Annotated in this window: 7 protein-coding genes; 6 read left to right on the forward strand and 1 reads right to left on the reverse strand. The window is 61.7% G+C overall.

Going from position 1 to position 14,152, the window contains the following annotated elements; translation table 11 throughout:
- Positions 1-169: 169 nt before the first annotated feature.
- From dcd to FFA61_RS00425, 4 genes are all read left to right on the forward strand, one after another.
- Positions 170-751, forward strand: a complete 582-nt coding sequence (dcd, locus tag FFA61_RS00410; RefSeq protein WP_005962482.1) for a dCTP deaminase — start codon at positions 170-172, stop codon at positions 749-751.
- 583 nt (positions 752-1,334) lie between these two features.
- Positions 1,335-2,396 (forward strand): PRTRC system protein E, encoded by a 1,062-nt coding sequence (locus tag FFA61_RS00415; RefSeq protein WP_131247191.1) that lies wholly within the window; start codon positions 1,335-1,337, stop codon positions 2,394-2,396.
- Between the two features lie 480 nt (positions 2,397-2,876).
- The gene (locus FFA61_RS00420; RefSeq protein WP_040313568.1) at positions 2,877-3,926 is read left to right on the forward strand and encodes an ICP22 family protein; all 1,050 of its coding nucleotides are present in this window, start codon (positions 2,877-2,879) and stop codon (positions 3,924-3,926) included.
- 233 nt (positions 3,927-4,159) lie between these two features.
- Positions 4,160-6,892 carry an N-acetylmuramoyl-L-alanine amidase gene (locus tag FFA61_RS00425; RefSeq protein WP_005962479.1) on the forward strand — a complete coding sequence of 911 codons (2,733 nt, stop codon included), beginning with the start codon at positions 4,160-4,162 and terminating at the stop codon, positions 6,890-6,892.
- A gap of 215 nt (positions 6,893-7,107) precedes the next feature.
- On the opposite strand, the gene FFA61_RS00430 is transcribed toward FFA61_RS00425, so the two are convergent.
- The gene (locus FFA61_RS00430; RefSeq protein ID WP_005962477.1) at positions 7,108-9,867 is read right to left on the reverse strand and encodes a (Fe-S)-binding protein; all 2,760 of its coding nucleotides are present in this window, start codon (positions 9,865-9,867) and stop codon (positions 7,108-7,110) included.
- Positions 9,868-10,336: 469 nt separating this feature from the next.
- On the opposite strand from FFA61_RS00430, the gene purF reads away from it, so the two are divergent.
- Together purF and purM are read left to right on the forward strand one after the other, a co-directional pair.
- Complete coding sequence (purF, locus tag FFA61_RS00435) at positions 10,337-11,908, forward strand: amidophosphoribosyltransferase (RefSeq protein WP_040313825.1); 1,572 nt, start codon at positions 10,337-10,339, stop codon at positions 11,906-11,908.
- Positions 11,909-12,220: 312 nt separating this feature from the next.
- The gene (gene purM, locus FFA61_RS00440; RefSeq protein ID WP_005962473.1) at positions 12,221-13,366 is read left to right on the forward strand and encodes a phosphoribosylformylglycinamidine cyclo-ligase; all 1,146 of its coding nucleotides are present in this window, start codon (positions 12,221-12,223) and stop codon (positions 13,364-13,366) included.
- Positions 13,367-14,152: the final 786 nt, after the last annotated feature.

Genomic DNA, 14,152 nt, shown 5'->3' on the forward strand with positions numbered 1-14,152 from the left:
GGACGGACACCGCCGCTGCGCGTGGCCAGGTCCCCCTGCCTGCGGTCAGGCACCCTCTGCTTGTGGCCAGGCACCCCCGATGCAGGTGGACGCCGAACCCTGCTTGTAGACGGAAACCTTCAGCGCGACCCATGCCCCGTCCTTGAGGTGCTCATGAGAGAATCAGGCCATGCTGCTCTCCGATCGCGACATTCTTGCCGGCCTCGATTCCGGACGCATTCGCTTAGATCCTCTGGACCGTTCCCTGGTCCAGCCGGCGAGCATTGACGTTCGTCTTGATCGTCTGTTCCGCCTTTTCGACAATCACCGTTACGCCGTGATCGATCCTGCTGTTGAACAGTCTGAACTCACTCACGAGGTCGATGTTGGACCGGATGAGCCTTTCGTTCTTCATCCGGGAGAGTTCGTCCTCGGGGCGACTTACGAGTGCGTGAGCCTCGGCGATGACATCGCCGCACGCCTTGAGGGCAAGTCTTCTCTTGGCCGTCTTGGTCTGCTGACTCACTCGACTGCTGGATTCATTGATCCGGGGTTCTCTGGTCATGTGACTCTTGAACTGTCGAATACTGCGACAATGCCGATTCTGCTTCACCCGGGGATGAAGGTCGGACAGCTGTGCTTCTTCGATCTGTCCTCACCGGCTGAGCACCCTTACGGTTCTGAGGGCTTGGGTTCTCATTATCAGGGGCAGCGAGGTCCTACTCCCTCGCGTACCCACTTGCGTTTCAGTCGCACGAGAATCGGAGACTGACAGGCGAAGGATGGTGGCACATTCAGTTCCAGGGAACGAGGGCGGGGTCCCGCGTCGGACATCAATGCGCGAGCGGATGTCGCAGGCGGACGCGCGAGCTAGGGGACAAGCTCCTCGCTCTCAGAGCGCATATTCCGAGGGACAGGTTCCCCATTCCCAGGACCCACGTTCCCGGAGCACCCATTCCTCGGGGCAGGCTCCCCAATCCCAGGACCCACGTGCCGAGGGCACTCATTCCCAGGGGCAAACTCCCCAATCCCGGGGCACTCATTCCCAGAGCACCCCTGCCCAGGGTGCACAATCCCAGGGTGGACGTTACCAGCGGCAGGCTGCCCAATCCCGTGTTGAACACCCACCGGTTGCTGCGCGCCTTCAGGTTTCGGATTCCACAGTTGCACCCCCGCAGGCTGACGGACGAGCCGAGGGGAGAGAACCGCATTCCCAGGGGCAGGCTCGTGGGCGGGCAGATGAGATCGACTTCTTCGCTCCACTCGGAGACCCCTCGGATCTGACTTCCACATCTTTGCGTGCCCTGTCCTCCCTCGCGGATTTCTCCACGTCCTTCGTCGTAGGCGAGGGGGGTGTGCAACGCGCTGATGCCCTTTCGCCGATCGCTGCGAGCCTGTCGGCTTCAGAACCTGAAAGCGTCATCGGCTTGGATGATGCGCATTCGCATCATTTGCTCCTTCTTTCTGACGAGGTCGACCAGGCGGAGATCGAAGCTCTCGCACTTTCAATTTGGGATGATGCTCGTTGGGAGGGAGCGGGTCGGCTTCGCTTGACGAGTGGCGTGCTTTTGGAAGGCCCGTGGCGCCTCGACCTTGCTGCGCGAAAAGAGCTGAGGACCCCCGCGGTGTTGACGAAGGTGTGGGTTTTGCGCTGTCCGCATACTCAACGTAGCCCCGTGCCGCAATGGGCCATTGGGGTTGACGAGTGGGCGAAGGTGTTCCCAGAGGGGATGCCAACGGGTCTTGAGTATCGGGTGCTTGAAGCTGTGAAGCGCATGGCTCGCCGCCTCGGGGGCGCGCTCCGGATTGCGGATTCAGGGGAACTTATCGCGCCGGACCCGGATTCTGCGGTGTCGTTGAGCGTGTTCAGCCCACGTTGGTTGAACGCGGGAGAGTTGGTGGCTCTCCTGTCTGAAGAGTTCCCGCAGATCCGTGATTCACGTGAACTTGCCGTCCGGCAAGCCAAGGCCACTCGGGCTGAGGATGCAGCACTCGAGAGGGCGCTGGAGGCAGCAGGCCTGACTCGTGCGGAGATCGAGATGAAGATTCTTCGGGCACAGAAGAGCGTTTCTCCTGAGGTGGGTGGAGAGAACCACTTGCTCGAGGGCTATACGTTACTCACCCCGATTGCGAATCGCTCAGATCTTGCGATTGAGGTCTGCTTGGTGCCGACTCCACCGCAGGTACTCCGCTGGGAGTCGTGGACGACGGGGTTCGTTGTCGAATACTCCTTGCGTTGGTTGCAAGCCGCTTCGCTGCAGGCGCCAACTCGGCCTTCACGCACCGCTCGCCTTGAGCGGATCCGCTCCTCTCATGACATCGAAAGAGCTGCGAGCCTGATCGCGAGGGCTGTTTCTGGTTCCGTCATCGACGAGGACGGGTTCCTCGTTGCTCTCGATGACGCTCTGGCCGACTGAACCCCCATTGACGTTGTCGCAGCCCTTTGGGGGAGCACATGAATCGTGTACTGAGGGGGCTCCAGTGCGGAAAAGTCGCAAGTCTTCGGCGTGAGAAATTCAGGAGACTTCAGGGGGAGGTTCTGGAGACTCCAGGGGCGCAAGATTCAGGGCTTCCCTAGCGCACTGAGGGGCATTGGATTCTCGAGACTTGCGGCGCGCGAGCTTGTGGAGGCTTCGGGGGCGGGAGGTTCGGGGCTCCAGTGGAGGAGAATCATTGGGTCTCAGGGGATCGCCACAGCGCCTCGCCTTGGGGGCCCGCCTCTCCTCGGTCACGTAGAGAGAGGACCATGTTGAGGACGCTAAAGCTTGACAGTGCCTCGCTTCGGTGGCCCAGGGATGGTATCGAAAGGCGAGCAGCCCTGGAGTCGAGGCTAAGGAAGCGCTCAGGATTGTCTCAGAGGCACCCGCTGGGATAGGGGTGACATGAAGGAGAAGCGCATGAGCGAGCAGGACGCCGAGGAGCCCCGGGAAGTCGAGCTCATCTTCGAGGACGAGACACCGAGCGATGCAGAGGTGCCGGGCGACGCAGAGGCGTCGAACGATGCAGAGGCGCCGAGCGACGCAGAGGCGTCGAACGATGCAGGAGCCCCCGAGGCCCATTCTTATGAGGATTCGAATGCCGAGGCACAAGCGGGAACTGAAAGAAGCATAGGTTCCCTTCCGCGTTTCACCCAGTCCTCAACAGGGCACGACTACGAGTCTCGGCCCGCAGGAATACGCTCCTATACTCCTTTCGGTTCTGAAGGAGGATCCTCGCGTTCCTACTCGCCTCCCCGAGGGGCTGTCCCGTCCTCGTCTCATGGACTCTTTGACGAGGCTTCGTCTGATTCTCCTGAAGCGACTGAGTCCATTCACGCGCTCTGGACCGGGCCCCTTCCTACGGCGCTGCTTGCAGGCTGCGCCATGGCGATCGGCGTTTTCGGTGTTGTTGCGAAGAATGTCGGCGGCGCTTTCGCCTTTGCAGGGCTGAGCGTTCCTCTTACGGGTGCCGAGGGCGCCCTTGTCTTTATTGCGAGGGGGATCGGGTATCTTTTCTCCTTCTTGGGAGCGTTGCTTCTGGTTTTTGCCGTCTGGGCTCTTCTTCGCCGTCGTGGTGAAAAAGCGGCAGCATCAGCTCTTCTCGTCAGCATGTGGACTGCCGGGCTTGTCTCGAGTGCCATGGCACTACTGGCTTTGGGGCCGGTGCCGTATATCGTCTCGGCGATCGCTTTCCCTGCAGCTCTTTCAACTGTGTCGCTCGTGCTTGTGAAGCAAAGGCCGAGTGGTGCTTTCCGTAAAGGCGAAGTGCTTTCGGTTTTTGTGCTTGTCGCGCTGACAACTGTGTTCATCGCCGCTGGTAGGGCAACTCTCGTAGGTTCTATTGCCTCGCTCCTCCTCGGCACTGTGGGGGCGTTGCTTGGCGTGCGATTGTGGAATAGGTGGTGGGCACCGATCCTCGATGCCCGGGAGTACTTTCGTTCGAGGAGACATAGGAGCTTCGATCGATAAGGGACGGGGCTTTTTCTCGCTGAGACACTCGGACTTGTTCGACAATGGTGCGGCGCTCCTTTCGGTAAGGGGAGCACCCTTTTCGGGTGAATCCTCCGATTAGCCCCTGCGAGGAGTGGAGGTTATCAAGCTCGGACCCTGTATGCTGCTCCTTTTCTTCAGGAAGGTCCTATCCTATCGTGTCAGTTCGTGCTATTTTCTTTTGAGTTGTCACATGAGTCTCAGGAGTATCAATGTTGTCCTCGGCGTCACTGATCGGCGCGGTCGTTTCCGCGGTCCTCGCCCTCGGCCCCGTGTCGGCGCCGACGAAGGGAACAGACAGAGCGGATGAACCCTCCCACCCGGTGATGAGGATCGCGCTCACGACATCAACGGGAAGCCCAACTGAGCTTGCCAGCGCGGGTCTCGACAAACTGCCGCTCTCTTCCGGCCAAGCATCGGGAAGACCACTCAACCCCTTGAATCTGTGGCTCTCTGCGCAAAACGACGCGAAAAAAAGCAGCGCTGCAACACCAAGTGCAAAAGAAGGAAGGAAAGAAACCCTCAGCACGAAAGAGGGGGCCACTCAATCCCCCAGTTCAACACAAGGAGTAGAAGGAGAGTCTTCATCGCTCTCGCCCCTCTCGTCCTCGCCAGACGCGCTGATCAAAGACACGAAAGTCTTAACCGAGCCCCTGGAGGTTTCAGACTTCTTCGTCGCAGGTTTCATTTGGGATGACTCCGCTGCTTCAACTGATGAACGGACCTTCCTCATTCGCGTCCGAGAGGGTCAGACCTGGTCCGACTGGTACGAGATTGAACGCGATAGCGACACTCGCCCCGATGACGCACAAGAGGCGTCAGGCACTGAGCCTTTCGTGACCGCAGGCGCAACAGGAGTACAGATTCTTGTCGCCGGCGCGGAAGAGATGCCGAAGAATCTTGAACTGGTGCTCGTCCCGGAAAATGCCGAGGGCGAGAAGATCCTTGAAGAATCTGAGATAGAGACGACAAACGCTGGCGGAACGCCCCTGAATGAGCCGCTCGACCAGTCGAATGATGAAGGACTATACGATTCCTTTTCCGAGGCTTCGGGCGCGGCCTCGTCCTTGAGGCAGGCAGCTTCTTCCTCCGAGAACGCGTCTTCTCAAGAATCCGGTGCGGCCTCGGCTTCTGACGATGCGACACCCGTCCTCGAACCCTCATGGGGTGCGCCGAAACCCACGGGCAGGGGAATCGGAGCCAAGAGCTCTGCCTTCTTGCGAAGCCTTTTCCCTGCGACGACGACCGCGAATGGCCTTCCGATTCCCGTCGTGACGCGCAGCGAATGGGGTGGGAGCGCATCCGAACCTTACGACTGGGGGGCCGAATACTCGTATGCGCCTTTCGTGGTCGTCCACCACACGGTGGGGACGAACAATTACACATGTTCTCAGTCGCACTCGATCGTCCGGGGCATCTACCAGTACCACGCCTATTCCTTGGATTGGGGGGACATCGGCTACAACTTCCTCGTCGACAAATGCGGTCAGGCCTTCGAGGGCCGCTGGGGGAGCTTGAACTCCTCGGGCGGCAACATGGTGGCCGCAGGTCATTCGCTGGGCTTCAACACCGGAACAATGGGCATTTCAATGCTCGGAAACTACACCTCGGTCGCTCCGAGTAATGAGACTCTTTCAAGCGTCGGCGCTCTCGCAGGCTGGCACCTTGATAAGGCGGGGGTGTCTCCCTCCTCATCGGGCGTGTACGTTTCACGGGGGAATGGGAAGTACCCGAAGGGCACGGCGGTGACACTTCCCCGCATCTCCGGTCACCGCGATAACGGCTACACCGCATGCCCGGGCGATGCCGCCTACCCGCTGTTGTGGAAGGTTCGCCAGGCCGCCTTGGAGGTTTCCTCGAGCGCTATCGAGGGTACTCCCGGCGCGCCCATCGCTGTGACGGGCCAGTGGGTTGCCGACGGCGAAACCTGGTATTTCCGCACGAGCTCTTCGAACTCTTACGTGTCGAATACTTGGGCCCTGATCAACAACGAGGTCTACTTCTTCGATTGGTCCGGCAGGGTGCTCACCGGCTGGTATGCCTTCAGAGGGAACTGGTACTACCTTGATCCCTCCGGTGCGCTGCACAAGGGCGAGCTGTCCATTCAGTCCGGCACGTACATGCTCGACGAGAGTACGGGTGCCATGTTCACCGGCTGGAAACAGGAAGGAACGGGCTGGCGCTACTACAAGCCCGACGGTGCACGCGCATATGGTTGGACCGCCGTGGGAAGCAATTGGTACTACCTCGACCCGGCGAGCGGGATCATGCAGACCGGGCAGCAGACGATCAAGGGCAAGACCTACCTGCTGTATTCGAGTGGCGAGATGGCGAGCGGATGGGTCAAGGACGAATCCGGCTGGCGATATTACGGGGCCGACGGTGCCCAAGTAGGAGGCTGGGCGAAAATCGGCGGCGAGTGGTACTACCTCGATCCGCAGACCGGCGTGATGCAGAGCGGACGTCTGAGCATCAATGGGGTCACGTACTTCCTCGCTGCAAGCGGGCAGGTTCAGTACGGTTGGTACGCGCACAACGGAAATTGGTTCTACCTGCATCCCAGCGACGGGGCAATGCTCACCACCTGGGTGGCCGTGAACGGAACCTGGTATTACATGGAGCCGGACAGCGGCCAGATGCGTACCGGCTGGCTGCAGCTCGGGGATGTCTGGTACTACTTGGACGGCTCGGGTGCGATGCGTACCGGTTGGTTGCAGCTTGGGAACCGGTGGTATTACCTGGATGCTTCGGGCGCGATGCGTACCGGTTGGTTGCAGCTTGGGAACCGGTGGTATTACCTGGATGCTTCGGGCGCGATGCGCACTGGGTGGCTGCTGCTTGGCAACACCTGGTATTACCTGGATTCTTCGGGCGCAATGGTGACCGGAACACAGAGCATCGACGGAGTGTCGTACTCTTTCACAGCTTCAGGGGCGCTTCGGTAGCTTGCCGACCAAGAGGCGGACGAGGCCCGATGGTTGTGCATCCTCAACGAGGACGAGGGACGCCCCTTGAGATCAGCGGAAAACACCGAAATGGAGCAGCTGAGAACAGCGAATCTGGAAAGCTGAGATCACTCGAAGCGAGCGAGTAGAAGACCTCTGTGCGGAAAACTGATCCTCAGCACCCCACTTGGATTCCGCTGGGTGTCTCCGATTGCTCACTCCCCTTCGACAGGGGGCTGCGCTTGTCCACGGCGCACGGATTCGAGCAGCATGATCGCAACATCCTTCACGAGCGGGATTCTCTGTGCGCCTGCGTCGGCACCCGTAGCTGCGCTCGCTCCCGCGCCCGCGCCTGCTGAGGCACCTGCGCTCGCGCTCGCATCCGCGCCTGCTGAGGAACCTGCACTCGTGCCCGCGCCCGCTGAAGCTCCTACCCTGGCGCCGCCAGACTTGCCTGTGCCCGCGCCAGGAGCAACGCCAGTCGAATCTGAATCCCCCACGCCAGCGGAGGCAGAAGAAGCGGGAGCAAGCACGGGGAACAGCCCGGCGGATGCGCCAGAAGCGGAGCCGAGCATCTGGGAGCAGAAGGGGCATGCGGTCGCGACAACATCTGCGCCGGTGGACGCGGCCTCGGCGATCCGGGCATCTGCGATGCGGGTGCCGCGTGACTCCTCGAACCAGGCGTGGGCACCACCCGCGCCGCAGCACATGGCGCGATCTGCATGACGGGGCATCTCCACGAGTTCCACTCCGGGAAGGGAAGCAAGGAGCTCGCGGGGAGGCGCGAAGATCTTATTGTGACGCCCGAGGTAGCAAGCGTCATGGTAGGTGACGTGCAGGGGAGTTCCGAGCGCCTCGCCTTGCTCACCGGGCTCGGCAGCGACGGGGGTGGTAGCACCGCGGTTGGCAGTGACGGAGGCGGCAGCACTGCGCTTGGCTACGCCGGGGGCAGCGACAGGGGTGAGGCGTCCCTCCCGGACCAAGCGGTTGAGGAGCTGAGTGTGGTGAACGACCTCGAAATGGCCGCCGAGTTCGGGGAACTCGCCTGCGATCGTGTTGAAACAGTGCGCGCAGGAGACGACGATCTTCTGTGGCTTCGCTTCGTTGAGAGTCTCAATGGCTTGGGCGGCAAGCATCTGGAACAACACTTCGTTCCCGGCTCGGCGCGCAGGATCGCCCGTGCAGGACTCACCAGAACCGAGGACCGCGAAGGACACTCCCGCAGTGTGGAGGAGCTCGGCGATCGCGGCGCTCGTCTTCTTCGCCGAGTCGTCAAAGGCTCCCGCACACCCGACCCAGAACAGGTAGTCAACCTCAGAAGCATCCTCGAGGTCCTCGCCGACGACGGGAACATCGAAGTCAAGATCCTTCGCCCAGTCGAGGCGCTTGCGCGCGGGCTGATTGTAGGGATTCTGTTTGGACTCCATGCCGCGGAAAGCTCGGGAGAGTTCACGCGGGAAAGCGGACTCCATAAGGACCTGGTGGCGACGCAGGTCGAGGATATGGTCGATGTGCTCGATATCGACAGGGCACTGGTCGACGCATGCGCCACACATGGTGCAGTCCCACAGGGCTTCCTCGGAGACAACCTCGGGAACGAGGGGAGCATCAACATCGGCGACGCCCATCGGGCCTGTTGCCCCCGATGCGGCTAAGACCTTCAGTAGGTCGAGGGAGTGGGGACTTGGGTCGACCCCCTTGTCGAGCATGATCTCACCAGATGCTGCGAGCTCTTTGGCGCTTCGCTCCCCGGGCACTTGAGCGTCTGAAATCTGCTGAGAGACGATCTCCTTCTTCGATGCGGATTCCATGTGGTCGCGCATTGACATGATGAGGAGCTTGGGGGAGAGGGGCTTAGCGGTGTTCCACGCCGGGCACAGCTCCTGGCAGCGGCCGCATTCAGTGCAGGCGTACAGGTCAAGACGCGCTTTCCAGGACAGCTCGGCCAGGCTCGAGGTTCCGAGCACTGTGTCCTCGTCCAGGTCATCGAAGACGTCCGGGGAGGTGACGGGCTTGCCGTTGATGAGCATGTGGTCGGCGGCGCCCAGGGACTTGCTTCCGTCGGCTTTGCGGCGCGCATACACGTTGATGACGGCGAGGAAGCGGTGCCAGGCGATGCCCATGGAGGTCTGAACGCCGACGACGATCATCCACAGCATTGAGGTGATGATCTTCAAAGTTGCGACGAGGACGACGCCGTTCGCGATGCCCGTTGCATTTGCGCCCGCTCCGATCAGGAGAGTGCCAATCCACGAAGTGAGGGGGAAATGCCAGACCAGTCCTACTCCGAGGGCAGCCCCGGGCGTCACAGATTCGAGGGCGAACTCGAGGCCTCGCAGTGTGATGATGCAGGCGCAGACGATGAGCACGACCCACTCGACGAAAAGCGCCTGCCAGCGGGTTGAACCGAGGAAGCGGGAGGCCGTGCCCTTGGGGGAGCCGTCGCGCGGATGCGGGCGCGACAAATCTGAGGGGAGTTCGCCCTTGCGGGCGCCGAGGGATGCTGCGGCCTGATCGGGCTCGTCATTCGAAAGGGCCGCTTCTGCGGCGGAGCCTCGGCCTGATCTGGCGCGGATGATCATCAGGGCGATGATTCCGAAGAGCCCACCCCATGCGAAGAACTCCGTCAGCCACTCCCAGGGGATGAAATGGCCGATCAGGGGCAGTGTGAAGTGTTGATTGCGCAGCTGCCCGTAGCCTGTGATGAGCGTGAGGAACAGCAGTGGGAAGGAGATCATGACGAACCAGTGCGCGAGCCTCACCCAGGGGCGCCCCTTGAACTCGCGGTGGCTGAGTGCAGTCGTGAGCAGCATCCACGTGCGTTTCCCGACGGGGCGCATGCGCCCGGGCTCGGGCGTGCCCTCGCGGACTCGTCGTACCAAGGAGATGACACCGCGCGTCAGAGCGAGAATGCCGATCAGGGTCACGAGCAGTGAGAACGCCCAACTCACGACGCTGAGGACGGGCGAGGCCATGGGCTTCCTCCAAGGGGTTTTCGAGTCGGTTCGCGCGGGCGTGCGCCCCCTCAATTATGGCGCTTCGGATTGGTGGGGTGGGTGCCGGCCTGTGCATGAGGTCGAGTTCGCAAAGTTCGAGGGGTGGAGTTCGGCTCCTGGCGTTCTTTCCGTTGTCAACGCCGTCGCCCGCTCCGTGTGAGCGATGGTGTTCGCCATATGGGGCGATGGGCTCCGGCCCGTGCTGTGCCGTCACCTCACCCTCTGCCCGGACTTTGCCTTCGCCCTCGTCCTCGTCTGCCGATTTACTCGTGCATGTCGATTCAGTCGCGCTTTTCTCCGCGGTCGTGCGTTTCGCTTCACTCGCGCATCGCGGCCAGTCGTGCGTTTCGCTTCAGTCGTGTATCTCGCCTTCTTCCTCCGTGGGCGCCCGTAGCGTCATCTCGCCCTTGTGTGAGACAGTGGTCCCGTGCTCTCTGAATCCGTGAACATGGACCAGACACTGACCGACCGCGAGATCTTCGAGGACGACCGCCCACACGACCACTGCGGAGTGTTCGGCGTGTGGGCGCCGGGCGAGGACGTCTCGCGCCTTACCTACTTCTCCCTCTACGCCCTCCAACATCGTGGACAGCAGTCCGCGGGGATCGCGACCTCGAATGGGGAACAGATCCTCGTCTACAAGGACCAGGGCCTAGTGAATCAGGTGTTCACTGAACAGACCCTGCAGGGCTTGCAGGGGCATCTCGCCCTCGGACACGTGCGCTACGCGACAACGGGCGAGGACACGTGGAGGAACGCGCAGCCGACCCTCGGGCCGACACCGAGCGGCACTCTTGCGCTGTGCCACAACGGGAATCTGACGAATACAGTCGAGCTTCGAGACTTGGCCCGTTCAATCGCGGACGAGGGCGAGGACGTCGAAAGGGGCGCCTCCACCGACACTTCCGTTGTGACGGCCCTGCTCGGTCTTGCCGAACGGATTCCCGGCCCCGTCCCCTTCATCCCTCCTGCTGTCGCCCTCGCCGATCCGATCGGAGAGGGCGATGCGTCGTCTGCAACCCCTGGTGAGCAGCTGGTTTCAGTCAGTGTTGATGCCGAACCGGCCGCCCTCGTCGCCCCTGCACTGAAGGTCCTGCCCCGTCTGAAGGGTGCTTTCTCCTTGGTTTTCATGGATGAGGACACGCTGTATGGGGCGCGCGACCCGCACGGGTATCGTCCGCTGGTGCTCGGGCGCCTCTACTCGGGCTGGGTCCTCGCTTCCGAAACTGCGGCCCTGGACCTGTGTGGTGCGAGCTTTGTCCGTGAGATTGAACCCGGTGAGCTTGTCGCGATTGACTCTACTGGCGTTCATTCGCGTCACTTCGCGGTGAGGCGTTCGAACACGTGCGTTTTCGAGTACGTCTACCTCGCCCGCCCGGATACGGTGATCGGGGATCGCCAGATCGTTGCAGCCAGGCGAGAAATGGGGGCGATCCTCGCCCAGGAGTCGCCGGTCGATGCGGATCTTGTGATCCCAACCCCTGAATCGGGCACTCCCGCCGCCATTGGATACGCCGAAGCTTCGGGGATCCCTTTCGCTCAGGGCCTGGTGAAGAACGCCTATGTGGGTCGCACTTTCATCCAGCCGACTCAGTCCCTCAGACAGCTCGGCATCCGTCTCAAACTCAATCCTTTGCGTGAAGTGATCGCGGGCAAGCGTCTGATCGTCATTGATGATTCGATCGTTCGTGGGAACACGCAGCGGGCCCTGGTCCGTATGCTCCGCGAAGCCGGGGCCGCCGAGGTCCATGTGAAGATCTCCTCCCCGCCGGTCGCCTGGCCGTGTTTCTTCGGTATTGATTTTCCAACGAGGGCGGAGCTGATCGCCTCTTCAATGGATGTGGAGGGGGTGCGAGCCTCGATTGGCGCTGATTCCTTGTCGTATCTGTCAATGGAGGGGATGGTCCGCGCGACCCGTCAGGGTTCGAGCCTGTGCTTGGGCTGCTTCAACGGCGCATACCCGGAGCAGATCCCCAAAGGCACTCCGATCCCGGGCACGCCCGGCGCCTTCGCCTGTTGAGCCCGAGGCTGATGCCTTTCTGGTCATTGCGTTTTCTGTTCTCCTTATCCTGTCCTTCCGATCCTGCTGGCCTCTGGTTCTGCTGGCTTGTCGTTCGCGCTCTTTTTCCTTCGACTCGCACGTGTCTTTCCGATCCTGCTGGCCCACTGGTCATACTGCCCTTCTGCTCCGTCCCCTCTTGTCCGCTTCTCATTCGTCTTTCCAATTCCCCTATTTGTCCACCGCAGCGCCCCTCGTCTTTCACCCCACACTTCGTCTTTCCTTTCCTTTTATCCTGAGAATCTCCCCGCCTAATCCGATTAAGGAGCCCCGATGAGCGACGACACCCCCCTCGATTACGCCTCCGCTGGAGTCGACACCTGCGCGGGTGACCGCGCGGTCGAACTCATGAAAGAGGCCGTGTCGCGTACGCATGACGCGAGCGTCCTCGGCGCGACGGGCGGATTCGCTGGATTGGTCGATGCTTCCGCACTGCTGGGAATGGAGCGTCCACTTTTGGCGACTTCGACGGATGGCGTCGGAACGAAGATCGCCATTGCGCAGCAGATGGACATCCATGACACGATCGGCCAGGACTTGGTCGGCATGGTCGTTGACGACATTGTCGTCATCGGTGCGCGTCCCGTCCTCATGACTGACTACATCGCCTGCGGCCACGTGATCCCTGAACGCATCGCGGCAATCGTGACCGGCATCGCCCGAGCCTGCGAGGCAACGGGCACTCCCCTCGTCGGAGGTGAAACCGCGGAGCACCCTGGTGTCATGGACCCTGACGACTACGACATCGCAGGTGCTGCGACCGGCGTCGTTGACGCTTCGAAGCTCCTCGGCCCTGACCGGGTTGCGAACGGCGACGTCCTCATCGCGATGGCCTCCTCGGGCCTGCATTCAAACGGCTACTCCTTGGTGCGCTCAGTGGTCGCGAGGACGGGCCTTCCCCTGGAGGCGAAGGTCGAGGAGTTCGGCCGTACCCTCGGTGAGGAGCTTCTTGAACCGACTCGTCTCTACACGAAGCTCTGTCTCGACATGGTGGACACCTTGGGCGCGGGCGAGGGGGCGAGCGGGATTCACGCCTTCTCGCACGTCACCGGTGGTGGCCTGGGGGCGAATCTTTCGCGAGTCCTGCCTCTTGGTGCCGTCGCCGATGTCGACCGCGCTTCGTGGATCGTCCCGCCGGTGTTCGACTGGGTCCGTCGTGGAGGTTCGGTGACCTGGACGGGCATGGAGGATTCCCTCAACCTTGGTGTCGGCATGGTCGGTGTCGTCGGTGCACAGTCCGCTGAGGAAGTTCTGCGCATTTCCCGTGCAGCGGGGGTCGATGCCTGGGTGCTCGGCGAAGTCTCCTTCCCTTCTGAGCTCCCGGTGGACTCAGGGGCTTTTGAGGGGCGCGTCGTTTCGGGTACGAAGGGAGTCAACGGCGGCGCGGTGCGTTTGAGGGGCGACTACCGGGTGGGCTGAACGCAGGGGTTCGCTGGGCGGCCAGGTTACCCGGGTGGGGGTTCGCTGGGCGGCCAGGTTACCCGGGTGGGCGGGATTCGCTGGGCGGTCAGTTTCCCCGGGTGGGCAGGATTCGCTGGGTGTGTGGAATCGACCGAGTGGATGGTTGGCCCGTTTGAGTGCTGGCCGCCCGTACGCCCATCGCTTGTCGCGCGTGTGTCCGTTACTTGCCTCGCCTGCGCCACCATTTGCACCTGTATTCCAGGGTTCCCGTCTGATTCCTGTCGTATTGACGGTGTTTGCGCAGGGAAACCTGGAATTGGGGTTCGGCTGAGTGGTCGGGTTGACCGAGTGGTCGGGACCCTGAGGTGTCGGGCGGGCTGGACGGTCGGGGTTGCCCGAGCGACGGTGGGGATCGTCTGAGCGCTCAGTGCCCCCGCGCGGCAACTGTCGGACTGTCTGAAGAACCCTGCGCATCGACTGAAGAGCCTTCCGGACTGCCTGAGGGGCGTTTCGGACTGCCTGAGGGGCCTGCCGAGAGTTCTATGCAGAAATACCATCAAGTTTAAATCCTTATCCTTGATGAAAGCTGGCAGGTCGACAAGCTTAAGGCGAATCCTTGATCGACTCTTCCTTTCAGGAGGTCTTTCCTCGTGCTCGTCCGCCGCGCACGGGAGCTTGCCCACGTGAGTGGAGAGGATGCCGACAAGTGGAGGGGTTGTAAGCCCTCCTATTGCCGTCAAGCCCTCCACTTGTGGAGTTAGCGTCCGAGCAATGTCTCTTAGAGGACGTGGACCTCGAGCGGCC

The sequence above is a fragment of the Schaalia cardiffensis F0333 genome (assembly GCF_005886435.1).
Classification (GTDB): Bacteria; Actinomycetota; Actinomycetes; order Actinomycetales; family Actinomycetaceae; genus Pauljensenia; species Pauljensenia cardiffensis.

What these genes read in the sequence shown, in the direction of transcription:
- dcd (WP_005962482.1), top strand. Translation starts at nt 170, where the DNA reads ATGCTGCTCTCCGATCGCGACATTCTTGCCGGCCTCGATTCCGGACGC.
- FFA61_RS00420 (WP_040313568.1), top strand. Translation starts at nt 2,877, where the DNA reads ATGAGCGAGCAGGACGCCGAGGAGCCCCGGGAAGTCGAGCTCATCTTC.
- FFA61_RS00425 (WP_005962479.1), top strand. Translation starts at nt 4,160, where the DNA reads ATGTTGTCCTCGGCGTCACTGATCGGCGCGGTCGTTTCCGCGGTCCTC.
- FFA61_RS00430 (WP_005962477.1), bottom strand. Translation starts at nt 9,867, where the DNA reads ATGGCCTCGCCCGTCCTCAGCGTCGTGAGTTGGGCGTTCTCACTGCTC.
- purF (WP_040313825.1), top strand. Translation starts at nt 10,337, where the DNA reads ATGGACCAGACACTGACCGACCGCGAGATCTTCGAGGACGACCGCCCA.
- purM (WP_005962473.1), top strand. Translation starts at nt 12,221, where the DNA reads ATGAGCGACGACACCCCCCTCGATTACGCCTCCGCTGGAGTCGACACC.